The sequence below is a fragment of the Maribacter sp. MMG018 genome (assembly GCF_018100785.1).
Classification (GTDB): Bacteria; Bacteroidota; Bacteroidia; order Flavobacteriales; family Flavobacteriaceae; genus Maribacter.
Genome location: NZ_JAGJEC010000004.1, coordinates 120359 through 143100, shown reverse-complemented (window position 1 = coordinate 143100; position 22742 = coordinate 120359). Strand labels below are relative to the sequence as shown.

Here is a 22742-nt window from a genome sequence, read left to right as displayed (position 1 = left end):
TACATAAAAAAGGTAGCTTGTTTATGGTTTTCTTTACCATACAAAAGAAAAAAAGATAATATTTAAACTTTATTTCATACCAAGCATATAGGTTTGTCAGTAAGGGTTTTACTTGTAGATAACTGGTTATTAAATGTTATGGGACAGTAATTTACGCAGTTCAAGGTTTAACTCAAAAATTTCTTGGTATTTAGTGTCCGCCTCTTTTGTGTTTTAAAAACCGGTGTTGGATAGTTACCGCCAATCTTAAGATCGATATGGCCGTTTTTTTAGCACATGGAGTGATGGGTTTTACCTTTTAGGCTTCAATACCTTTTTTCTCACCTTTACGATGCCTTTTTTTAGTAGAAAACTTCGGGAAATAATCACCGAAAACCCCATGGCGGAAAGTAGGGCGATAAATGCCAAGGCGCCGAGCGCACCGCCATAGCCTTCAAAAAAATGACCTTTGTAAAAATAGATGATACTAAAAAGACCTCCAGCCACTGCCAAACGAATGTAATTGCCCCTTGCCCGGGGCGCTACCATACCAATAAACGAGGTGCCGATAAATACGATCGGGATATTTTTTGTCAGGTAGGCATTGCAGAGTTCTGGGAAACAATAAAAAAAGAGTCCTACGATAAGCGCCAATGCCGCCGATGCCCTAACCGGACCTTGTTTTAAGCGTTCACTGACAAAGAAGGTTAGCCAAGCCCCTAAAATGCCGGTAACAATAATAATGAGGTAGTTCATGTAATTAGTCCGTAAAGTAATGAAACAATGATTACGCCCCCGAATGCCACTGTACCCAACTTACCGCCAATACCGAGAAATAGGTTTTTTGACAGCATTAGAAACACACCTGCCAGCGTACCCGCAGCGGCTACGAAACCGATGGAGGGTACGATCTCTGCGCTGGACATGCCTACGAAAACACCGCAATAGATGGCAGCGGGCAGTTTTTTTAAATAATTTGATTCTCTGTTGATCTCAGGTGCAAACGATGCCACGGTGCCCGTAATACCGGCCGAAAGCACACTGCCCAAGCCACCCATGACATTTAAGAGATAGCAAACGACGGCACCAATGGGTACCCATACAATGACCCAAATATTTTCATATTCGTATTTTTCATGGTGCAGGTCTATGTACCGGTATCCTAAAAAAAGGGTCATGGCCAAAAGAAGCATAGACAATAGGGCCATAAAATTCCCCGATTCAAATTTCTCTTTTGCAATGGTGGTCAAAAATGCTACCTGGATCAGTAATACGGTAAGTACCATAAAAATTCTTATGGTTTTGTGTTTCCTCATCGATACGTATTATTTGCGGGTAACTGCGTATCGGTTTTGATAGCGGGTCTATTGGGGGTGTAGTTGCTTGTGCGGTACATACGAGGGGGTAAAATTAAGAATTACCTCCGGGGTGAAAAAACCTAAAAGCCAGTTTTTATTGGGGAAACAAGCAATTAATGGCCTTTATACGAACAATATCGGTGGTATTGCGCTATTATGGGGTTTGAATGTATGGCGGGCCATAAACTGGTCTTTTATGGAACTAGTAATTTTCCTATTTCAAAAACCTCTACATAGCTATTGTTCAAGGCAAGAACAAGCACACTTTTTTCGTTGATCAGCGTAGTGATGTGCAGAATGTTTTCGTTGGTCTCCCCATTTTGTTCCACAGGAAATTGTTGAGGGTCCGTCAAATAAAAGGCGGGCACCTTAAAATCGATGTCTTGGTCAATTTTTTCACCTTTGTAATAGTTGTCTATATGGGGGCTCATCATATAGGTGACATTTACCGTGGTGTCTTTTCGTTTTCCTATATATACCTTAAAATCGTCGGGTTTTGTACCGTTGTGGCCGCCCATTATTTTACCGCTTACAGCGATCATTTTTTTTCTGTTGTCCAACGATATACTGTCGGTCATTAGGGTCAGGCCAACTTTTTTAGGTTGGTTCGATGGATGGTAAATGGAGGAAGGTTCTATATTGGGGTCTGGGGTAATCTCTTTATCGGGAATGCTGTAATCGCGAAACAACGGTTTTTCAGCATTGGATTCGGGAAACCAACCAAGTTCAAAACGGTTTTCGTCGACCTTATGTTCTAGCAGTTCGTTTTGTTCGATGGATCTAATGTCATAGGGGATTTCTTTACAACCAAAAAAAGAAAGGAATAGTAACGGTAGTAGTATTTTAGATCTCATCATGAGCAAGGTGGTTGGATTTAAAAAATAACGGACCCAAGGCCTATTTCGTATATGGTTACCTGATTTTTATGGAACAGGGTGGACGAGGGCTTAAAGACCGGTCGTTTTCCTGATAATGATAAAGGATACCAGTGCCGACAAGGCATCGCTGACCGCAAAAGAGCTCCAAATCCCGTTAAGACCGAACATCGCGTTGAGTCCGTAGGCGATGGGAACGTACAGCAAGATAGGACGGAGGAGGGCGAAAAAAATAGCGATTTTCTTCTCTTGCAGGGCCTGTACATAGCGTGTTGCTATGATCTGCAGCATATAAAAGGGGATGGATAGGGCAAAAATGCGCAAGCCCACCTTGGCCATGTTTTCGATAGTTTCGTTGTTGTCTATAAAAATACCAACGATTACATTCGGTGCCATTTCTAAAAAGAGCATCCCTAGAAGCCCTGCCGAACCTACGATGATAAGGGTGTAGCGTAACGTTTTTCGGTTTCGGTCGTGGTCGTTGGCACCGAGGTTGAAACTGATCAAGGGTTGTATGCCGTCTCCCATACCCAGGGCGATCATCATAAAAACTACATTGACTCCATAAATAATACCCATTACCGCCACTGCCGGTGCCCCGTCTGCCTGGAGCAACAAGTTATTGGCGATCATGTTTTGTAAACTGGTGGCACTGTCCATAATAAAGGGCGCCAGCCCCAGTAACATAATGGGGGAAATCACTTTTTGTTGTAGCCGGATGTTCTTCCACTTCAGGGCGATTTTGCTTTTACCCAAAAAATAATATCTAAGCAAGAGCAGGGCGTTCACCCCTTGTGCGATAATGGTGGCGAGGGCGGCCCCACGGACCCCCATGTCCATGCCTTTCATAAAAACAATGTCCAATAACACGTTGATAAGGGCGGAGACCAAGGTAAGTAGGGCGGGCAAGCGCGGATTTCCTTCTGCGCGACAGGTAAATTCGAGGGCTATAAAAAACGACAAGGGGAACCCGAGTATGATGACCACTAAGTACTCCGCCGACATGTGGAGCAATGCGCCTCGTGCGCCCATAATTTCCAACAGGGGTTCGTAAAAAAAGAGTCCGGCCGTAGTAAATAGGACAATGGTTACCAAGAGTCCGGCCATCATGTTTCCCAATACAACTTCCGCCTTTTCGGGGTCCGATTCCCCTAAATATTTCGCGATCAATACTCCGGCGCCGCTTCCGAACAGTAGTACAAAACCGAATTTCAAAAGCGAAACGGGAAACACCATGGTCACGGCCGAAAGGCCGTCGGCCCCAACGAACTGCCCTACGAAAATACGGTCTACAATGTTATAGAGTGCATTCACCAAGAGGCCTAGAACGGCGGGTCCGACATATACAAATAACTGTTTTAGTACAGTTTGTTCTTTTGATGCCATTGTTTTACTATGCTATATCGGTTCTGTTATTGCCAACCACCACCAAGGGCGCGGTACAATTCAATTATGGCTTGTAACTCTTCTTTTTTATCTTCTACACCATCTAATTGTGCTGATAACAAACTGTTTTTTGTAGTTAATACATCGGTATAATTAGTGCTAGATGAATATTCTAGTAAAGCTTCTGTAAATTCTACAGATTTTTCAAGAGCAGCTATTTGTTGCGCTCTAGACTCTTGCTTTTCCTTGGTCTTGTTGTATGAAAAAAGGGCGTTCGATATTTCTGAACCTGCATTTAACCATGCTGCTTTATAATCATAAAATGACTGTTGTTGAACCGATTTATTGATTTTCAGTGTTGCTTTATTTTCTCCGTTCGCAAAAATTGGCTGTGTTAAGCCACCTATCAGATTGTAGAACACCGAATGGTCAAAAAAGTTTTCTAAGCTCAATGAAGAGAGTCCGCCATTTGCCGTTAGGGTCAAAGATGGATAAAAATTCGTTTTTGCAACATTTACATCTTCAAAAGCACTTCTAAAAGCCATTTCCGCCTCTTGTATATCTGGTCTGTTTCTTAATAAGGAAGATGGGACTCCTATTTTTAAATCGGCGTATGCCTCTTGTTCTTTTAAAGATGTTCTTTCAATAGCGCCAGGTAATCTGCCCAACAAAATAGCCAAAGCATTTTCTTGTTCTAAAATGGATATTTCTATATCCGGAATAGAAGTTTCTATTTCGTACCTACTGGCTTCACTTTGCACCACTGCGGCACCATCTACCACGCCCGACTCTTTTAGGAATTTCATGGTTTCTTGGTCCTTAATCCTGTTTTCCAGGGTTTTTTTGGTAATGGCCAATTGGGCATCAAGGGCTAATAGACTGTAATAGCTCTGTGCTATATCCGATATCAATTGGGTTTGAACCGCCCTAGCCGCGGCTTCCGTTTTTAAGAAGGAGGCCAAAGCCGAACGTTTGTTACTACGTAGTTTTCCCCATACATCCAGTTCCCAACTGCTGCTCAACTGTCCGGTATAGGTAGTGGTGTTTAGATTGATGCCACTGACCCCTCCAAAGTTCAGGGCCGCTTCCGATGTTTTGGACCGTGTTACCTGGGCATTGCCTTCCAAACTGGGAAAAAAGGAGAGTTTGGCCTGCGCCAAAGTGGCTTGGGCCTGGTTGATGTTCTCCAGGGCCGTCTTTAGGTCCAGATTGTTTTGCAGACCTTCTTCGATCAAACCTTGTAAGATGGTATCCGATATCATTTCTTTCCATGGCAGGGTTGCCATAGATAATGAGTCTTCTACCAAGGTATCCCTGTAATTTTCCGAAAACTCGATGTCGGGAGTGGTGTATCTTTTATTGACCACACCGCAAGACCCTAACAGTAAGAGTGTCATCGTAATGGGAACGATGTATTTTATAGATGTAAATTTCATATCCGTTTTTTTATTTGTTCAAAGGAAGTTTTTCTTCTTCTTCATCTCCCCAATCGTGATCGGGTATGCCCACTAATTTTTCCTGTAGATGTTGAAAAATGATGTAAAGCACCGGTATAACCATGATACCCAATATGGTACCGACCAACATACCTCCAATGGCTCCCGTACCAATGGCACGGTTACCTACAGCACCCGCACCTGTTGCGATCATAAGCGGAAATAATCCGAAGATAAAGGCAAATGAGGTCATTAAAATGGGCCTGAACCTAGCAATGGCACCGTCTATGGCCGATTGAACAATGGTTTCTCCCTCTCGCCTACGCTGTATGGCAAACTCGACAATTAGAATGGCATTTTTGGCCAATAGCCCGATCAGCATCACCAGGGTGATCTGTATGTAGATGTTATTGCTGATACCAAATAGATTTGCAAATATCAGAACCCCCGAAAGTCCGGCCGGTACAGATAGCAAAACGGAAATAGGAAGAATAAAGCTCTCGTACTGTGCGCACAATAGGAAATAAACGAAAATGAAGCACAGCATAAAAATATAAACCGTTTGGCTACCGGCGGAAATCTCTTCCCTGGTTATACCAGAATATTCATATCCGTAACCCGTTGGCAATGTTTCTGCAGCTACTTCTTCAATGGCATTAATAGCATCACCAGAACTATACCCATCATTGGGCGCCCCACTTATTTTTGCCGCTGTAAATAGATTGAAACGGGTTAAACTTTGAGGTCCGTAAACCCTTTTTAAGGTTATAAACTCGGTAATGGGAGCCATAACACCATTCCCGTTTTTAACTTTTATGGCATTTAAACTCTCAAGGTTGGCCCTAAAGTTGGGTTCCCCTTGATAGATAACACGGTATTGCTTTCCGAATTTATTGAAGTTAGAAGCGTACACTCCACTTAAATAGCCTTGCATGACACTTAGAACACCTTCCACATCCAATCCGGCCAATTTGGTTTTGTCCACGTCCACTACCACTTCGTATTGTGGGAAAGTGGGGTCGAATGTTGTGTTGGCATATTGTATTTCAGGGCGTTTGCTCAATGCTTGGATGAAATCTTGACTTACTTTATATAGCTGGTCTACCGTACCACCACTTTGATCTTGCAACTGTATTTCGAACCCGTTACTTAAACCAAATCCGGTTATAGTGGGTGGAGCAAAAAATATAATTCTGGCATCTTTCATGGTAGCCGTTCTTGCGAACAACTGGCCGATGATATCTTGTACAGATTGTCCTTCTCCCATACGTTCGGCCCATGGTTTTAGTTTTAAAATAAACATACCATAGTTTGATCCGGTACCACTTAAAAAACCACGTCCGGTAGATCTTAAGAACGATTGTACTTCAGGTATGTCTTCAACTATTTTCTGTAATTCATCCAATACTTCGTCCGTTCTTTCCATGGATGATGCCGCAGGTAAACTGACATCGGCAAAAACGGTTCCTTGATCTTCATCGGGCACGAAGCCTGTTGGCGTGGTATTCATTAGGTAAACGAATACCCCGATAAAAACAACGATAAGACCAACGGCAATAGCCTTTTTACGAATTAAGAAGTTCAATGCGTTTTTATATTTTGAAGTTGTTTTTTCAAAACCGACGTTAAACGCCATATAAAAACGTTGCAGATAACTTTTTGATTTATGCTCTTCGTGCGGCTTTAATAAAAGGGCACATAAGGCAGGACTCAAGGTCAAGGCGTTAACAGCCGATAAAATGATGGCAATGGCAAGGGTTATACCAAATTGTTGGTAGAACACCCCTGAAGATCCACTAATAAATGTTACCGGAATAAACACCGCCGACATGACCAGGGTAATGGAAATAATGGCCCCTGAAATCTCGCCCATGGCATCCAGACTCGCTTTTCGGGCAGATTTATACCCTGAGTCCAGTTTGGCGTGTACGGCCTCTACCACCACAATGGCATCATCGACCACAATACCAATGGCAAGCATTAAGGCGAATAGGGTCAACAAGTTGATCGTAAACCCGAAAAGGCTAAGGAAAAAGAAGGTGCCCACCACGGCCACCGGTACCGATATGGCAGGAATCAATGTGGAACGCCAATCTTGCAAAAAGATAAATACCACAAGGAACACCAATAAAAAAGCCTCGATCAAGGTATGGATTACTTTCTCGATAGAGGCATCTAAAAAGTCGTTGGCATTTACCATTTCGGTATACTTGAGACCTTCAGGAAAATTTTTGGAAGCTGCTTTTAACGTTTCAATAGATTTTTCTACCACTTCTTGGGCATTGGATCCCGCAGATTGTGCTATAGCAACACCTGTTCCTGGTTTGCCATTAATAGTGGTAATTGAGCTATAAGATTGTGACCCCAGTTCTACCCTGGCTACATCTTTTAAACGTAGAATACGCCCATCATCGGTAGTCTTGATAATGATTTCTTCAAAATCAGTAACATTTTGTAGTTTGCCTTTGTACTTTAAGGTGTATTGATAGGCTTGATTTCCTTGCAAACCTAATTCACCAGGTGCTGCTTCAAGATTTTGGTCATTTAGTGCAGTGGTAATATCGGATGGAATTAAACCGTAGTTGGCCATAATATTGGCTTTTAGCCATATACGCATACTGTAATCTCTAGAGCTAAATGCTGAAGCACTACCAACCCCATCTATCCTTTTTAGTACAGGTATTAAATTAATTTGCGCATAATTCAGAATAAATTCCTCGTCATAGTTATCATTTTCACTGTACAGTCCAAAAATAAATACATTACTACTTTGTTGTTTTTTTGTAGTGACACCCGCTTGTATAACCTCGGAAGGCAATAAATTGGAAGCCGTTGATACACTGTTTTGAACGTTGACCGCTGCAATATCGGGATCGGTACCCAATTCAAAATATACGGTTATACTTGCCGAACCACTAGTTGCTGTAGAGGTCATATAGGTCATGCCCTCAACGCCATTGATCGCCTCTTCTAAAGGCACGATAACACTGTTTAATACCGCTTCTGCATTGGCTCCGTCATAGGAAGCGGAAACTTGTACCGTTGGAGGTGCTATATCTGGATATTGGGATATAGGAAGGGTCGTGATCCCGATAATTCCTAAAATCAATACGATGATAGAAATTACCGCCGAAAGAACCGGTCGCTTTATAAATTTGTTGAACATGGTTATCTGATGTTTTAATTGTTGGTAGTTGTCACCTTTTCGGTAATTTGCTGCAAGGCACTTATATCACTCTCTTTTACCTGAACAGGCTTTATTTCCGTACCGCTGGACAAGGTTGTGATGCCTTCAAGAACCACTTGGTCACCGTCTTTGAGTCCGTCCGTAACAATATAGGCCTGCCCCGAATTGGTAGCTGTTACCGTAATTTTAGTGGATTGTACCTGCGACTGCCCGTTTACCAAATACACATATACGCCACCTTGGATCTCGTAGGTCGCCGATTGGGGGATTAGAAAGGCCCCTTCAATAGTTCTTGGAAGTTGTATGGTGGCGCTGTTGCCCGTTCTAAGTAAATTATCGGGGTTGTCAAAAATAGCACGAACATTAAACGAGCCTGTTTCTTCGTCTACCTGACCGCTCACTGTTTGAATTTTTCCTTTTTGGTCAAAGGAGGTATAATCAGGAAGTAACAGCGAGACCTCGTTCATGTTGCTCAACAAGCCTTCTTTTGTAAACTCCAGATATGTTTTTTCGTTGATGGAAAAATAGGCGTACACCTGTTTGATATTCGATACCGTAGTCAAAGGCTCGGTAATGTTACTGTTTGCCAAACTCCCCAATTTATAGGGCAAAGAACCTATATAGCCCGAAACTGGGGCCGTTATTTTGGTATAGCCAAAGTTGGTTTGTGCATTTGAGTAATTGGCCTGTGCCTGCTCTAAGGCCGCCTTTGCGGCGGTAAGTGCGTTTTCGGCAGAAGTTAACTCGAACTTGCTGATAATTTCCCGCTCAACCAAAGGCTTTGCTTTTTCGACATTGACCTCCGCAGAGCTTACATCGGCCCTTGCACTGCTGATCGCGGCCTTGCTGCTCAAAAGTTCCTGTTCATATTCAGGGGCGTTCAGTAAAAAAAGCGCTTGCCCTTTCTGCACATATTCTCCTTCGTCTACAAGTACTTTTTCTATAAAACCTTCGATTTTAGGATAAATCTCTATGTTCTCGGTACCTTCGATGGTTACCGGAAACTCCCTATAGAGGCCTATGGTCTTTGGTGCTACCGTTAATACTTTGTATTCGGCAATGCCCCCGTTGGGACGGCCTTCCTTGTTATTGTTGCACGAGAGGGAAAGTAGCCCTATGAATAGTCCAAGGCACCAGGTAAAAAGCTTCGTTTTTCTAGTTTTCATCTCTATTTTATTGTTTCTTTTTGTTCAACTTTAGAGTTCATACGTTCATATCTTAAAGATGTACCTTGCCTGTTTTTGGGTACCGATTTATACAGGTAGGTCAATACTGTTCTTTGAAAGGACAAAAGTATGCTTGTGTTATATTGTATTGTGAATTGTTATTTTGGATAATTAGATTATTATTTAAGTTTTTATATATTGAAACTTGCCTTAAAAAAATGCTGAATGAAAATCTTTAGAGATATCAACTCTTACTTTTTGAACCATACGCAACCTGCAAATGATTATGCTAACAGTTTTTTTATACGAAGAATAGCTAAGGATATGGAATTTGTGGAACCCGATGATGAGTTTTGGGGACCTCATAAGCGCGATTTTTTTGAGATTGCCATTCTTCAATCAAGTAATACCAATATCCAAATAGGCAATCAAACGATGAATCAGTTAAAAAACAGTTTAGCCATCGTTTCCCCTTTTCAAGTCATTAATTATAGTAGAGTTCCACCCAATGATGATTATGGCTATATTATTTATTTCAACGCCTCTATCTTCACTAATTTAAACCAGTCATATGAGCTACAAAATGAGTTTCCTTTTTTTAAAATTCATACCATGCCCATATATCAATTATCAGATGATAACTTTAAGGATTTACTGGATATTGTTGAGGTTTTATATAAAGAATCTAGAAGTAGTGAAATGCATAACTTTGAGATTGTAAGGTCTTTGCTCCTTGTTTTTCTATATAAGGTTAAGCGATTTACCCAAGACAATAATGGGATAGTTACAACAAATAGGTACCAAAACATAATGTCTAAGTTTGAGCAGATCATTCTGTCCAATAGTAATAAATTCTTATCTGTAAATGAATATGCATCACAAATGCATATTAGCCCTATTTACCTTACCGAATGTGTGAAAAAAGTAACGGGAAAGAGTGCTCAGAAAATTATTATCGATTACAAAATACTGTATGCAAAAACACTGTTGCATCAAATGAATAAATCGGTATCTGAAGTTGCCTATGCATTAAACTTTAATGAAGTTGCCAATTTTAACCAGTTTTTTAAGCGCAATACGGGAATGACGGCCAGCCAGTTTCGCAAGAAGGGAAATGGGAGATGATGTAGTTTTTATGGTCGTTTTAAGTTTAAGGGGTCTTATACTGGTAAAGATCCAGTAGATGTTTATTGCTCTTCGTTAAAAACATTTAGGTAGTATAGGTTAAAACCATCAGAATTTGCTTCGGCAATGTCTGCCCAACCATCAGAATTTATATCGGTTACCACAATATCGTATGTTCTTGAGGGCGCATCGGCGAGGTGAATTTCTTCAAAATGACTACCATCAATATTCAAGAATACGATATTGGGCATAAGGTAATTGCCCGTTACGATATCTATAAGGCCATCTTTGTTAAAATCGGCCAGTGCAATACTATAGGTGTCGGTGTCATTGGCACCATAGGCAATGGTTTTTTTGAAAGTGAAGTTTTTACTGCCTAGATAAATAATATTGGCTCCATTGATGTTTCCTGTAATAATGTCCAAATAACCATCGTTGTTCATATCGGCTATGGCAACAGATCGGGTTTCAAAAGTTCCTGTACCAAAATCGAGTTTTTTTTCAAACGTACGATTGCCTTTGTTGATGAATATTTCGTTGGGAATATTATCTCTGTTCGCAAGAACCAAGTCGGGTAGGTGATCGTTGTTTAGATCTTTTATGGCAATGTCGATGGTCGAGTTTTTACGGGTATCCAGTTTTATGCAATCAAATTGTAGGTCGCCATTGTTATAGCAGATTATATTTTTTTGTCCTCTATTGGTGATGATAAAATCGATAGATCCATTATTGTCTATATCGTCCAAGGCTACATTTCTTGCATTGGATATCTTGGCGACGGTCGAATGAAATTTAAAGTTTGCCGAACCATCGTTCAAATATATTTTATGAGGGGCATTGTCGTTTATTTCAAGAATGTCCAAGTCACCATCATTGTCCAAATCCACTAATTCTGCCGCATAACTGGTAGCCGATATTTGCCCGATCGGGGTCATTGCGGTAAAGCCTTTGCCGTAATTGTAGAAAATGTAATTGGTTTCTGGCCAATGTCGGCCATTGGCTACAACGGCATCTATTAGTCCGTCGTTGTTGATGTCGCCAAAATCGATAGAGGCACTGCGTTGTTTTTTAGTGCCGAAACTATACCTAGGCTCCTCATGGCTCATATCGTTCCTGGCATAAAAACCGTGTTTTTGTGCAGGTAATAATAATGGTATGAGAAAAAGAAGAAAAGCAAGTCTTAACATAGGTGAATGGATTTTTAGGGCCGTGTATTCAGTGTTTTGTAAATGTCATAAAAATACATAAACCCGCAAAGTAAATTGTTGGGGCTTTTTACGAACAGTAGGGTCGTGATGTTCCTTTATGGCAATAAGGGTGTTTTACAAAATACCCTTTTTAACTAATGACTAAAATATTTAGGGAATATCACCTGGTTCTAACTTTCGCTCATATCATCGATAGATATTTTAAAAGATCCTCTTCTATTTTACAGAAAAGCGTAATCCCCAAATAAGAAAACAAAACTGGGTATTTCACCTAATTTCCATTTTGGACAACTTATTTAGAAAACCGGTAAAGTGCTTCTAGAAGAATAGCGGGAATTTTGCCGTATGAAAAAAATATCTAACCTCGGCATTTTTACCATACTGTTCGTAAGTAGTTTAACGATTATGGTGGGTACGGTTATAGCACCTTCGCTATCGGGTATCGTACAACATAAGAATTTGGGTTTTTCGCCCGGTTGGTTAATTACCTTGCCCTCTTTGGGAGTAGTCGTTTTTGCCCCTTTTGTAGGTAGGTTGCTCAATAGGTTGGGAACGCTGAGGTTGTTAAGCTTGGGCCTGATACCGTATGGTGTTTTGGGCGTCATCGGGGCTTACATAACGAATGACTTTTTATTGATCTTGGATAGGTTTCTGTTGGGGGTCGCCACGGTAACGGTACAGGTATCGGTAACAGCTTACATTGCGGAGTGTTTTACGGGCAAAGAGCGGATGAAGATGATCGCTTGGCAAGGGATGGCCATAGAGTTGGGAGGGGTTATTTTCCTCGCTATTGGTGGCATGCTTGGTGAAATAAACTGGCAATTTCCTTTTTATATCTACCTGATAGCTTTGCTATGCTTGTTCTTGGTGTGGAAAACATTACCTAAAATGCAGGCCAATAAAGAAGGGGAAGAGGTTGCCCTGGATACGAATACGAAGGGTGCCGCTAAGGTGTGGTCGATATTTGGGGCTTCGTTGTTGGCCATGATGCTCTTTTTTATCGGTTTTGTAACCCTGCCCCTATACTTGCCCGGTTCCTTTGGTTTTGGAGAATCTGAAACAGGATATTTTATGGCGTCCATATCGGTAGTGGCCATTTTAACGGCCAGTCAAATGCCAAAAATGGTACATATGGTGGGCGATGGAAAAACAGTAGCGCTCGGTTTTTTGTTTTTTATGCTTGGCTATGTGGTCTTGGCCATTTCTACCAGTTGGTTGTTGCTATTACTGACCATTATTTTTATAGGTATCGGGTTTGGGTTTACCATTCCGTTATTGAACCATATGATGATAGAGGCAAGTATGTTACAAACCCAAGGGAAGAATTTGGGGCTATTTTCTATGGGTGTTTTTGGGGGACAGTTTTTATCCACTTTTATAGAGTATATCTCTCACGATTATAAGGCGGTATATACTGTGGCGGCTACCATGGCCCTAATTATTGGTTTTGTTGTTTACTTTTTGTTTCAAAAAATAAATAAGAACTAAGTTATATGTAGAATTGGTTGACCAATTACAGAATTCAAACATTTTTGGTTCTATTTCTTGCCGTATACCTAAAATGGAAACCTGGTTTTTATTGATATTTTAATTAACATTCTATTTAACAGTCTTTTTGTTTGATTTTTTTTGGGTAATCATAATTTTAGTGAAAATAATTCATCAAAATGGTTGATTTTGTCAAAATATGATAATCGGGTCTAAGTCTATTATATCTGTTCTTTTAGTCTTTGTTTTTATGATGGGACTGGTTAAGACAACCATGGCAGTCTATTCTGATGATACTTCAATTGTCATGGAGTTGGAACACCATGATAGTCAAAATGATTCTGAGCCCGAACCCGATATTGATGAAGATATCTTGGATTTGGATATACCTTTTAATGAATCGCTACTTGCCAAGAATTTTTTAATGGTATGTAGATTCGATATTTCCCTAAACCTAGATTTTACTGTTCAAAGAATAGGAACATCTCAGCCAACCCCACCCCCAAAACATATAGGTTAATATATTATTTGTATACCGTCGTTTGGCGGTATATCTACTTTCAAAACTATTATTAATTATAGGTCATAGGTGACATCGGTCCATATATGGGATATCGGTGCTCTATAGACCTTATATTACAAACCTATATTTTTATGAATTTATTTAAACACTGGAAAAAGGACTTGCCAGCAAGTCTTGTGGTTTTCTTTGTGGCATTACCTTTATGTCTGGGGGTAGCCCTTGCCAGTGGGGCACCCCCGTTTGCGGGCCTTATAGCAGGCTTTGTCGGAGGGGTTTTGGTGGGCTATCTATCTGGTTCCTCCATCGGCGTAAGTGGACCGGCTGCCGGCTTGGTAGTCATTGTTTTTAATGCCATAACCGATTTGGGAAGTTATGAGCTGTTTCTTACCTCGGTGATCTTGGCAGGGGTCATTCAACTTATTCTTGGCGTATTACGCGCCGGGGTTATCGGATATTATTTTCCCTCGGCGGTCATCAAGGGAATGCTGAGTGCTATCGGGATCATGATTTTTGTACAACAGATACCTCTGGCTTTCGGCTTTAGCGGTGATGTGAACACCGACCGGATAGATTTTAGCGGCCTTCATGACCAGATTACCCTCGGGGCGGTATTGGTTACTTTTATATCGTTGAGTATACTATTGCTTTGGGATAGTATCTTGGCCAAAAAGAACAAAGTTTTTAAACTTGTTCCGGCGCCGTTGATAGCCGTGGTCGTGGGGATTGTCGTCTATGTCACCTTGGGGCAGTCAGGTTTGTTCGCCCTTCATGAAAGTCAGTTGGTAAGTGTACCGGTTCCACAAGATGTAACCTCTTTTATTGGGCAGTTTACGTTTCCCGATTTCTCGGCTCTTACAAATAGCGATGTGTATGTAACGGCATTTACCATTGCCATTGTGGCAAGTTTAGAGACTTTGTTGAGCGTAGAGGCCTCCGATAAACTTGATCCTCTAAAAAGACAGACGCCTACCAATAGGGAATTGATAGCCCAAGGGGTCGGAAACACGGTTTCGGGATTGATCGGTGGTATTCCCATCACTCAAGTGGTCGTGCGTAGTTCCGCTAATGTAATGAGCGGGGCAATGACCAAACTGTCCGCCATTATGCACGGTATCTTGATCTTATTGAGCGTCATTGCCATACCTACCTTGTTAAATCTGATACCACAGGCCGTTTTGGCCAGTGTGCTTCTGGTAATTGGTTATAAGTTGGCCAATCCAAAAGCCTTTGTTCAAATGTACAAATTGGGCAAGACCCAATTCATTCCCTTCATTGTCACCGTAGTGGGTATTGTATCCACAGATCTGTTAAAGGGTATTATGGTGGGGCTGACCGTAGGGTTGATTACCGTTCTTTTAAAATCTTATTACAATTCGCACCAATTATTGTTAAAGGAGTACAAAGGGAAAAAAAATCTTTTTCATATCAACTTTGCAGAAGAGGTTACATTCATAAACAAGGGGCGAATCATTAAAGAATTGGATGCCTTGGAAGAGGGAGCTTATCTAGAATTGGATTTTAGAAAAACCAAGGTGTTGGATTATGACATCTTGGAATACTTGGACGAGTTTTCGGTTAAGGCGAAAAATAACAACATCCATATTAAAATAATTGCAGAAAAAGAAACCTTGGACAACCCTGAAAGTTTTAGAAAATACTTTGGGCACCAAGTGTTTCAAATGGAACATTGATACTAAAAAATTATGAAATCGGACTTTTATAAAAGTTTAATAGAGAATAACAAAAAATGGGTAGCGTCTAAACTGGACGAAAATCCTGAGTTTTTTAAAAAATTGGAAAAGGGACAGCAACCCCCTTTGTTATGGATCGGTTGTTCGGACAGCCGTGTGCCTGCCAATGAGATTATTGGGGCACAGCCAGGCGAGGTGTTCGTACATAGAAACATCGCCAATATGGTGGTACATTCCGATATGAACATGCTCAGTGTATTGGATTATGCCGTCAATGCCCTAAAGATCAAGCATATTATCGTGTGCGGACATTATGGTTGCGGCGGAGTACAAGCCGCTATGGGAAAAAAATCGTACGGTCTTGTGGATAATTGGATCCGTCATATTAGAGATGTATACAGGCAGCATCAAGATGTTTTAGGAGAAATAACGGATGACTCCGAGCTTTTTGATCGTTTTGTAGAATACAATACGATGGAGCAGGTGTATAACCTGGCAAAGACCTCAATTGTGCAAAATGCATGGGAAAGGGGACATGAGCTTAGCCTTCATGGTTGGGTCTATGGAGTAGGAACGGGCATTATTAAAGACCTACAGGTTAATTTTAACTGTAACTCGCAATTGGAAGAATTTTACAGGCTAGCAGTTGTATAAGATAAAAGCTATGGTACATTTTTGACCTAACGATCGTACGAGTTGACTTAAAGTGAAAGAGTTGAACGGTAGAGCGGGTAAATTCTATTTACTTTTGGGGTAATCTTAAAAGTAAATGGATATACGTAACGGTAAGGACAAAATTCTTATTCTAGAGCAGTTCAATAGCAATAATGAATTGCTTTCCGGTAATTCTATGGGGATTTATTTTGAACAGAACTCAGAAATTGGCTTGTTGGTTCATTTTAAGCCCTTGAACGAGGTTTTTAAGAAAGAGGTCTTTAATGATAATCCGGGCACGATGGTAAATTTTGAACGGGACCTTATAGACGAAGATGATATTGAATATGCCTTGGACGTCATGTTTCTTTTTAACAGGTATCCGCAGTTTTCGGTGCGTAAGCCAAGTGAAATAGGGCAGATACATAAGCTGTTGCTATTACTGAAAGAAGAGTTTTATAACGATTCGGCTTCCTATATAATGCTCAAAACGTTATTGAAGGTCTTATTGCTTCACCTGATTCGTTATCAAAACGATGGTTTTTTACAACAAGACCTACACCAAAAAAGGGTTTTTCGGTTTTTAGAACTTATGGAGACCCATTTTTTACAAGAGCCAAATGCCACGTTTTATGCCCATGAACTGGGTATTAGTGTAAAACGATTGAATCAAATACTTAAGGATAAGCTACGTATGACTGCAAAGCAGATTATTCAGCAGCGCCAGATTACGGAGGCAAAACGGAGGTTGGTCAAAAGTGAAATTTCGGTGAAGGAACTGGCTTTTGAGCTGGGTTTTGATTCTATGAGCAGTTTTTCTCGTTTTTTCAAGAAAAATGTAGGGGTAAATCCTTCCGTGTATAAGTCAAGCCTCTAGCATTAAGGTCGGGGTAAGACCATTTTTGGTTTAGGATACTTTAATGGGCTTTTTCGTAGCGCTCTATCGCCTTTAAGTAATTTAATCCCCCTTGTTTGGTCTGATCGTTTATGAATCCGTCTAATTCAGGATGATTTTTTTTGATCCAGTCTACCAGCTCGTCCCTGTTTTTTACAAATATTACTTCGTTAAATATCAGGTACTTGGTTTTTTCGACCCTGTTAATTTTATCATCGTCAAAAAAAATGGTTTCATTGGTTACGATCGGTCCTTTGTGTAGAAATGATATTCTTTTGTCCATTTTAGAAATCTTTGCCCTTACCGTTCCATTTTCTTCCTCTAGGGTAAGAACCTCGTAGGTTGGGTTAAAAACGGAATCCCATTTTATCCATTCGGCATATCTTTTTAGAGGAAAAACTTCCTCGTAATCATATTCGTTTTCTCTGATCAAAATGGTGTCCGACAATATATTTGCAATTTCAGAATCGTCTGAGTCGTCTAGTGCCTTGTAGTATTTTTTTGCAATTTCAAGTTTATCAAAATTCTTTTCAGAAGTTTTACAGGATACCAATCCGGTAAGCATGAAAAGTGTTAGTATGATAATTTTGTTCATTCGCGGTTTGTTTAAAATAATTTGCTAAGATACTTGTTTTCAGTATTGTAGCTAAGTGTAAAGTACTTTTTTATCAAAGATAGAAAAGTTGGGGCGTAAGCTTTTGAATTATATTAACCACCTGAAATTAATTATAAATGAGGTTTTTAACAATTAATGATATTCTGGTGGTTTTATGGCAGTGTTATGAAGGGTCGGTTGGTGAACGGTTTTTTGTTTCGCTGATTGTTTAAGGTTTTTGTTGTGTTTCTTGTTTCGTCTTTTTTATGCCAAGACCCAGTTCCTTTTCCAGTTCACGTTTTCTTTGTTCCAATCTGTTTAGCTTTTTTCTATCTTGTTTTTGCCAGATAAAGTGGGCCAAAAATGAAAAAAAAGTATAGAGTACGGCCGTTAGTATTACAAGCTCTTTATATTCGAGACCGCTTGTTTCCATGGCAGATTTACTTCTACCCAATTGATCTACGCTAACATATGTAGGTGCCCAGATGGCGAAAAAGATTCCGAATCCTACTACTTTCCATAAATTTTTTACAAAAAAACCGGAGTTTTTTATGGTAGATCTAATTCTGGCCCTGACCACAATCAGTTCTTTTTTTTTATAATAGCGAGACATAAAAATATGAATTACCGAGCGTGTTCTTAAAAATAGGGTATTTAGGTAATAACGGTCGTGTGTAGACCTACATTTTTAGTGAGTAAAGGCTGTAGGCGACCAAACGATCGAATCTGTAGATTTTCTGTTTTTTGTAACTATGGTTTGCCAACTATGGGTTAACGGGCCATATGGTCTTGAACCTTACACAGACAATTGGCATTTCTTCTGTAGGACTGTCACCGCTTTCCTCTAAGATGGCCTTAAAAAAATTCCAATGTGTTTTCTTCCACTTTTTAAGAGGTGCTATGTCGGTCCCCATATCGGATTGGGCATATGCTTCTGAAATTTTATTGAACGGAACAATGTCCACACTTTTATTTTCGATGATCGCTATCGCCTTCCCGTTATAATCGGTTACAATTTGTTTGGCGCCCACTTTTGGCAAATCCACCTTATATTTTTTGTAGAGACTAAGAAGTCCCGAAGAAGCGTTCTTTTTTCCGTGTAAGGTTAATTCTGCCAACCTATTTGCATCTTTTTCATTGTCATGAAAAAAATCGGATTCGGGTATTTCCTCGTTTTCCGATTGCGGATTTGCGGTTACATAGTCGCTCCACATTTCATATACCGATTTGTCAACCCCATTTTGTGCCTCCGTTTGGGGGACTGCTGGTGTTTCTTCCGCTGTTTTTGTTTTGGTTTCGCTTTTACAGCCAATAAAGATGAATAAAAGGGCAATCGTCAGGTTTTTCATAGTTTTAATGTTGCAGCTAGTAGTGTTTGTACATACCGATTATAGGCCCGCTGTTATGGATGGCCGTTATTTTATACCGATTGTGCTGATTGCATTTTCAAGCGATTTTGGACTCTCTAAATAAAGGGTTTTTAAGGTGTTGACTTTGTTTGTATCGGTGAGTGTTTGCTGTAATGTGGTAATAAGAAAATCGTAATCGGTAAACTGGGTGGGCGTGGTCAATATTTTATGAATCCATTGCCACATTTGCTTTTCCCCAATTTTTTTTTCGATAGCCAAAAATATTATTGGGGCATAATTATAAACATACAATTGCCTGTTGTTGTATTCTGACTGTGATTTTATCTTGCCAAAGGGCGTTGCATTAAAATCTTTTAAGTTTTCAATTTTCTCATGTACCTTTTCCTTAAAAACGTCTTCACCAATAATGTTTTCAGTCAATATTAAAGATAAAAACTCTGAAAAACCTTCGGTCATCATATCCCCAAGTTCAGAATTAAAAACTCTATGGGTTCCAAAATAGAAGTGCCCTAGCTCGTGGGCCATAAAGGGCTGGTAAAAATTTCGAAAATAGGGATCTACCACGCTCTTTAGGCCGTTTTGCCAGCCAATGCTCATAATAGTGGGATATGAGACGAACATCCATTGATTGTTTTTAGAAACTGGGGAAGTCTGTACAAAACTGACCGGTTGGTCAAAAGGAATATTTATGTTCTTAACGTAAAAGTTTTTATAGGAATTTATAAGGTTTCCAAATTCTTGTATCTCATCAGGAGTAAAACCCGAATTTAAAAAATAGGTGTTGTTCAGCGAAGTAAAATCGTAGTTGCCGCAAAAGAGGGTCAATTCACGCGGTATGTCGCTCTTAAAATTATAAGATTGTGCTTTAACAGGTTTGTTACCGTTAATATACAGAGTAGTGCAGTCCGTACAGGTAAGCTCAATATCATAGGTTACTTTATGGAATAGCTTGTCGTTGGTGATGTTATATAAAATAGGATACCAGGCAGATTGAAAACCATCTGAACGTGTCGAGTTGTGATTAAATGCGATGTTTCCCTTCCAATCTTCTACACTGTAATCTTGTAAGGTGTCTTTTACTACAGGATACTTACCTACATATTTGAATTGGATGGACTCAGGAAGAAACTTGCCCTCTCCGGTATTGTCGCTAAAATAGTAAGCATTACTTTCACCTGTAGAAAGGCTATCTTTAAGCGATTTAGTATAATAGACAAGAAAATCGTTGGGCTTTTTACTTCTCATGTGAAGTATGTTCATTCCCGAATTTATACGGATAAAATAATCGTCGATTTGGGGCATATTGCTCAAGGTAAGGTCACATTCAAAAGTGCCTTGCGAAATGGAGATTTCCACTTTTCCCGATAGCAAGGGTATTTTATCTTGGGCGGTTATGTGGGCGAAGGGGAGGAGCATTACTATGAGCAGCCTTGTTACATATGGTTTCATATCGTCAAGTTTTACTATAAAGCCCGAAATATAGGCTAAAATGGGTTGCTGTGATATATTGTAGGGGGACTGGTCGATTCTAAAGATAGTTTTTTTGTGCGATTTTATTAACAGAAAATAAGAAAAGTGCATTAATTGATATTCGATGTTTTTTAACCGATCCGTGTTCCGTTTTTTACCGCTCTTTCGGGTTGTATCAAAGTTACTTCCTTATTGTCGCCGATACCGCCCAAGACCAAACATTCGCTCATCATATTTGCTATTTGCTTGGGAGGGAAGTTGACCACTGCGATTACTTGCTTTCCTATTAGTTCGTTAACGGAATATAGCTTGGTGATCTGGGCAGATGTTTTTCTTGTGCCCAATTCCCCGAAATCGATGGTCATTTTATAGGCCGGATTTCTTACCTCTTTAAATTCTTCGGCGGTAATAATAGTGCCTACCCTCATTTCAACTTTCATAAACTCGTTCCAGGTCAATTGTTGGTTTTCTATCGTTTTCATGGTTGTATTTTATAAAGTAATCGTAAGGTTTATTATATGATAGTTGGTTAAGTTGTGTTTAAGCAAGGTGGTTTTTTGCGATATTTATTAAAACGTTTCCCGTTTTTTCTCCTTTGCTTACATATTCGTAGGCCTTTGCTATGTCATCTAATTGATATTCGCGGTCGATTACCGGCTTAAATTTTCCTGTTTCCAAGAGATTACTGATGTAGGGTATCGTTTTCTTACTATCAAAGGGTACAGGAAAAATTACTTTTTTGTTTGTTATGTAGGTAAGCAAAGGGTAAAAAACATTCTGGGAATACGGACCCAATTCAGAGGAGATATACACCCCTTCTTTATTAAGTACGGGTTTACACTTTCCAAAAGTACTTTTGCCTACCGTATCAAAGACAAAATCATAGGTGTCGTCTTTATCGGTGAAATTTTCTTTGGTGTAATCAATGGTCTTGTCGGCACCCAGACTTCGTATAAGTTGAACGTTCTTTGTGTTTGTGGTGGCGGTTATTTTTACGTCATATTGTCTAACAAATTGTAATAGGGCAGAACCAATGGCCCCGGTTGCGCCATTGATCAGTATATGTTGTCCCGATTCAATTTTCACCTTATGTATAAAGCTGTAGGCGTAATGTGCGCCTTCTAAGCTTGCGGCCGCCTGTTTATAATTAATGTTCTTCGGAATTGGAAAAACATTTTGCGAAGCGACCGTCATGTATTCAGCTTGTGATTCGGCTCCGGTATCATTGAAGCCAAATACCATATCGCCTATATGAATAGATTTGACATTGGCACCAATAGCGACTACTTCTCCTGCAAAATCCGTTCCTATTATAACTTTTCTTGGTTTAAATAGGCCAAGAACAAACCTCATAATAAACGGTTTGGCGGTAAGGTTGGCGCAATCTGTCCTGTTTACGGTAGTAGTATAGACCTTTATCAATACTTCATTGTCTTTTGGAATAGGTCTTTCTACCTCCTCAACTTTTATTTGTCTAGGGGAACAATAGTTTCTACGGATCGATGCTTTCATTTTTATTGATTATTGTCTACTATGATATAACGATCGCGCCTTGAGTGTGTGCGATGCTATAAATGGTTGATTATCATTTCTATGGATGCAGATGAATTTTGGTAATTGTCTGATAGTATAATGAGTTTATAGTCCATTAAATCGACACTAAAATCACCTTCTTGATTAATCTCTGAACTATAAAAACTGATATCTTTTTCAGTTTCTTTTGCCTTGATCTTTATGGTGTACAGTACATCGGAATAATAGTTGCGATTCTCCACTTCCGGGGGAGCATCGTAGCCCCATTCTTCCATAAAATCGGTAAGTTCTATTATCATAGGGTGGTCTTTATCACCGATGGTAGTGCTTACATTGTTCAATAATGTAAAAGGTTCTCCAAACTGTATTTCCATTTTTTGTTGGGCGCTTATGTTGCTTTGTACCAGTAATAGTACCATTGGCAAACAGTATTTTACTAAGTTCTTCATTTCTTGTTTTTTTACGATTGTTTAATTGTGAAGGTGGTATCGCAAAAAACAAACGGTTATATAGGGTTGGTTACAACCACATATCTAAAATAACCCATAAATTATTGCTATGGTTATTTATTTCGGAGTATTTGGAATAAACTAAAGGTTTAGGCTCGGATTGTATATTCAAATTAAAAACGGGTCAGAATGTTGGCCTTTATCACCAATTAACGTGTTTGATACTGTCATACAGAAATACACAACTTATTTGTCTTATGTAAATTATGGTCATTAATTTTTTATTGGGTCATAAGATGATGCTTGTATATAAGAGGATATCTATAATATGTACATAATTTAATCTTTACTTTT

Annotated in this window: 21 protein-coding genes; 6 read left to right on the top strand and 15 right to left on the bottom strand. The window is 39.8% G+C overall.

What is annotated here, in order from left to right:
• Positions 1 to 291 precede the first annotated feature (291 nt).
• From J8L85_RS15690 to J8L85_RS15660, 7 genes are all read right to left on the bottom strand, one after another.
• Positions 292 to 735: a hypothetical protein gene (locus J8L85_RS15690; protein WP_211018847.1), complete on the bottom strand. Its 444-nt coding sequence runs from the start codon at positions 733 to 735 to the stop codon at positions 292 to 294.
• Entirely contained in the window at positions 732 to 1295 is a 564-nt protein-coding gene (locus tag J8L85_RS15685; protein ID WP_211018846.1) for a hypothetical protein, read from the bottom strand. The genes J8L85_RS15690 and J8L85_RS15685 overlap by 4 nt, the downstream gene beginning before the upstream one ends.
• A 236-nt stretch (positions 1296 to 1531) precedes the next feature.
• On the bottom strand, positions 1532 to 2194 hold the full coding sequence (locus J8L85_RS15680) for a hypothetical protein (RefSeq protein WP_211018844.1): 663 nt from the start codon (positions 2192 to 2194) through the stop codon (positions 1532 to 1534).
• A 90-nt stretch (positions 2195 to 2284) separates the two neighbouring features.
• Positions 2285 to 3598 (bottom strand): MATE family efflux transporter, encoded by a 1314-nt coding sequence (locus J8L85_RS15675; protein ID WP_211018842.1) that lies wholly within the window; start codon positions 3596 to 3598, stop codon positions 2285 to 2287.
• 26 nt (positions 3599 to 3624) lie between these two features.
• Entirely contained in the window at positions 3625 to 5034 is a 1410-nt protein-coding gene (locus J8L85_RS15670; protein ID WP_211018840.1) for an efflux transporter outer membrane subunit, read from the bottom strand.
• A 10-nt stretch (positions 5035 to 5044) separates the two neighbouring features.
• The gene (locus J8L85_RS15665; protein ID WP_211018838.1) at positions 5045 to 8200 is read right to left on the bottom strand and encodes an efflux RND transporter permease subunit; all 3156 of its coding nucleotides are present in this window, start codon (positions 8198 to 8200) and stop codon (positions 5045 to 5047) included.
• 14 nt (positions 8201 to 8214) lie between these two features.
• Positions 8215 to 9387: an efflux RND transporter periplasmic adaptor subunit gene (locus tag J8L85_RS15660; RefSeq protein WP_211018836.1), complete on the bottom strand. Its 1173-nt coding sequence runs from the start codon at positions 9385 to 9387 to the stop codon at positions 8215 to 8217.
• A 225-nt stretch (positions 9388 to 9612) separates the two neighbouring features.
• Between J8L85_RS15660 and J8L85_RS15655 the strand changes: the two genes are divergently transcribed.
• Positions 9613 to 10512 (top strand): AraC family transcriptional regulator, encoded by a 900-nt coding sequence (locus J8L85_RS15655; RefSeq protein ID WP_211018835.1) that lies wholly within the window; start codon positions 9613 to 9615, stop codon positions 10510 to 10512.
• A 62-nt stretch (positions 10513 to 10574) separates the two neighbouring features.
• On the opposite strand, the gene J8L85_RS15650 is transcribed toward J8L85_RS15655, so the two are convergent.
• Complete coding sequence (locus J8L85_RS15650) at positions 10575 to 11699, bottom strand: VCBS repeat-containing protein (RefSeq protein ID WP_211018834.1); 1125 nt, start codon at positions 11697 to 11699, stop codon at positions 10575 to 10577.
• 366 nt (positions 11700 to 12065) lie between these two features.
• Here J8L85_RS15650 and J8L85_RS15645 point away from each other — a divergent pair, with 366 nt between their 5' ends.
• The 5 genes from J8L85_RS15645 to J8L85_RS15625 all read left to right on the top strand — a co-directional run bounded on the left by J8L85_RS15645 (position 12066) and on the right by J8L85_RS15625 (position 16953).
• The gene (locus tag J8L85_RS15645; protein ID WP_211018833.1) at positions 12066 to 13208 is read left to right on the top strand and encodes an MFS transporter; all 1143 of its coding nucleotides are present in this window, start codon (positions 12066 to 12068) and stop codon (positions 13206 to 13208) included.
• A gap of 199 nt (positions 13209 to 13407) precedes the next feature.
• Entirely contained in the window at positions 13408 to 13728 is a 321-nt protein-coding gene (locus tag J8L85_RS15640) for a hypothetical protein (RefSeq protein ID WP_211018832.1), read from the top strand.
• Positions 13729 to 13862: 134 nt separating this feature from the next.
• A complete protein-coding gene (locus J8L85_RS15635; protein WP_211018831.1) occupies positions 13863 to 15422 on the top strand; it encodes a SulP family inorganic anion transporter in 1560 nt (519 codons plus the stop codon).
• Positions 15423 to 15434: 12 nt separating this feature from the next.
• Positions 15435 to 16076 carry a carbonate dehydratase gene (gene can / locus J8L85_RS15630; RefSeq protein ID WP_211018830.1) on the top strand — a complete coding sequence of 214 codons (642 nt, stop codon included), beginning with the start codon at positions 15435 to 15437 and terminating at the stop codon, positions 16074 to 16076.
• A gap of 115 nt (positions 16077 to 16191) precedes the next feature.
• On the top strand, positions 16192 to 16953 hold the full coding sequence (locus J8L85_RS15625) for a helix-turn-helix domain-containing protein (protein ID WP_211018829.1): 762 nt from the start codon (positions 16192 to 16194) through the stop codon (positions 16951 to 16953).
• Positions 16954 to 16993: 40 nt separating this feature from the next.
• Here J8L85_RS15625 and J8L85_RS15620 read toward each other — a convergent pair whose 3' ends face one another.
• The 7 genes from J8L85_RS15620 to J8L85_RS15590 all read right to left on the bottom strand — a co-directional run bounded on the left by J8L85_RS15620 (position 16994) and on the right by J8L85_RS15590 (position 22388).
• Positions 16994 to 17566 (bottom strand): hypothetical protein, encoded by a 573-nt coding sequence (locus J8L85_RS15620; RefSeq protein WP_211018828.1) that lies wholly within the window; start codon positions 17564 to 17566, stop codon positions 16994 to 16996.
• Positions 17567 to 17795: 229 nt separating this feature from the next.
• Positions 17796 to 18179, bottom strand: coding sequence for a hypothetical protein (locus tag J8L85_RS15615; RefSeq protein WP_211018826.1), 384 nt, complete (start codon positions 18177 to 18179; stop codon positions 17796 to 17798).
• Between the two features lie 151 nt (positions 18180 to 18330).
• Positions 18331 to 18915: an ASCH domain-containing protein gene (locus tag J8L85_RS15610; protein WP_211018823.1), complete on the bottom strand. Its 585-nt coding sequence runs from the start codon at positions 18913 to 18915 to the stop codon at positions 18331 to 18333.
• A 66-nt stretch (positions 18916 to 18981) separates the two neighbouring features.
• Entirely contained in the window at positions 18982 to 20385 is a 1404-nt protein-coding gene (locus J8L85_RS15605; protein ID WP_211018821.1) for a hypothetical protein, read from the bottom strand.
• A gap of 152 nt (positions 20386 to 20537) precedes the next feature.
• Positions 20538 to 20888: a tRNA-binding protein gene (locus J8L85_RS15600; protein WP_211018819.1), complete on the bottom strand. Its 351-nt coding sequence runs from the start codon at positions 20886 to 20888 to the stop codon at positions 20538 to 20540.
• Positions 20889 to 20946: 58 nt separating this feature from the next.
• Positions 20947 to 21918 carry an NAD(P)-dependent alcohol dehydrogenase gene (locus J8L85_RS15595; protein ID WP_211018816.1) on the bottom strand — a complete coding sequence of 324 codons (972 nt, stop codon included), beginning with the start codon at positions 21916 to 21918 and terminating at the stop codon, positions 20947 to 20949.
• Between the two features lie 56 nt (positions 21919 to 21974).
• The gene (locus J8L85_RS15590) at positions 21975 to 22388 is read right to left on the bottom strand and encodes a hypothetical protein (RefSeq protein ID WP_211018814.1); all 414 of its coding nucleotides are present in this window, start codon (positions 22386 to 22388) and stop codon (positions 21975 to 21977) included.
• Positions 22389 to 22742: the final 354 nt, after the last annotated feature.

Coding starts and splice junctions, on each gene's coding strand:
- can (WP_211018830.1), top strand. CDS start 15,435: ATGAAATCGGACTTTTATAAAAGTTTAATAGAGAATAACAAAAAATGG.
- J8L85_RS15670 (WP_211018840.1), bottom strand. CDS start 5,034: ATGAAATTTACATCTATAAAATACATCGTTCCCATTACGATGACACTC.
- J8L85_RS15685 (WP_211018846.1), bottom strand. CDS start 1,295: ATGAGGAAACACAAAACCATAAGAATTTTTATGGTACTTACCGTATTA.
- J8L85_RS15675 (WP_211018842.1), bottom strand. CDS start 3,598: ATGGCATCAAAAGAACAAACTGTACTAAAACAGTTATTTGTATATGTC.
- J8L85_RS15610 (WP_211018823.1), bottom strand. CDS start 18,915: ATGAAAAACCTGACGATTGCCCTTTTATTCATCTTTATTGGCTGTAAA.
- J8L85_RS15595 (WP_211018816.1), bottom strand. CDS start 21,918: ATGAAAGCATCGATCCGTAGAAACTATTGTTCCCCTAGACAAATAAAA.
- J8L85_RS15620 (WP_211018828.1), bottom strand. CDS start 17,566: ATGAACAAAATTATCATACTAACACTTTTCATGCTTACCGGATTGGTA.
- J8L85_RS15590 (WP_211018814.1), bottom strand. CDS start 22,388: ATGAAGAACTTAGTAAAATACTGTTTGCCAATGGTACTATTACTGGTA.
- J8L85_RS15665 (WP_211018838.1), bottom strand. CDS start 8,200: ATGTTCAACAAATTTATAAAGCGACCGGTTCTTTCGGCGGTAATTTCT.
- J8L85_RS15655 (WP_211018835.1), top strand. CDS start 9,613: ATGAAAATCTTTAGAGATATCAACTCTTACTTTTTGAACCATACGCAA.
- J8L85_RS15615 (WP_211018826.1), bottom strand. CDS start 18,179: ATGTCTCGCTATTATAAAAAAAAAGAACTGATTGTGGTCAGGGCCAGA.
- J8L85_RS15650 (WP_211018834.1), bottom strand. CDS start 11,699: ATGTTAAGACTTGCTTTTCTTCTTTTTCTCATACCATTATTATTACCT.
- J8L85_RS15635 (WP_211018831.1), top strand. CDS start 13,863: ATGAATTTATTTAAACACTGGAAAAAGGACTTGCCAGCAAGTCTTGTG.
- J8L85_RS15690 (WP_211018847.1), bottom strand. CDS start 735: ATGAACTACCTCATTATTATTGTTACCGGCATTTTAGGGGCTTGGCTA.
- J8L85_RS15640 (WP_211018832.1), top strand. CDS start 13,408: ATGATAATCGGGTCTAAGTCTATTATATCTGTTCTTTTAGTCTTTGTT.
- J8L85_RS15625 (WP_211018829.1), top strand. CDS start 16,192: ATGGATATACGTAACGGTAAGGACAAAATTCTTATTCTAGAGCAGTTC.
- J8L85_RS15600 (WP_211018819.1), bottom strand. CDS start 20,888: ATGAAAACGATAGAAAACCAACAATTGACCTGGAACGAGTTTATGAAA.
- J8L85_RS15660 (WP_211018836.1), bottom strand. CDS start 9,387: ATGAAAACTAGAAAAACGAAGCTTTTTACCTGGTGCCTTGGACTATTC.
- J8L85_RS15680 (WP_211018844.1), bottom strand. CDS start 2,194: ATGATGAGATCTAAAATACTACTACCGTTACTATTCCTTTCTTTTTTT.
- J8L85_RS15645 (WP_211018833.1), top strand. CDS start 12,066: ATGAAAAAAATATCTAACCTCGGCATTTTTACCATACTGTTCGTAAGT.
- J8L85_RS15605 (WP_211018821.1), bottom strand. CDS start 20,385: ATGAAACCATATGTAACAAGGCTGCTCATAGTAATGCTCCTCCCCTTC.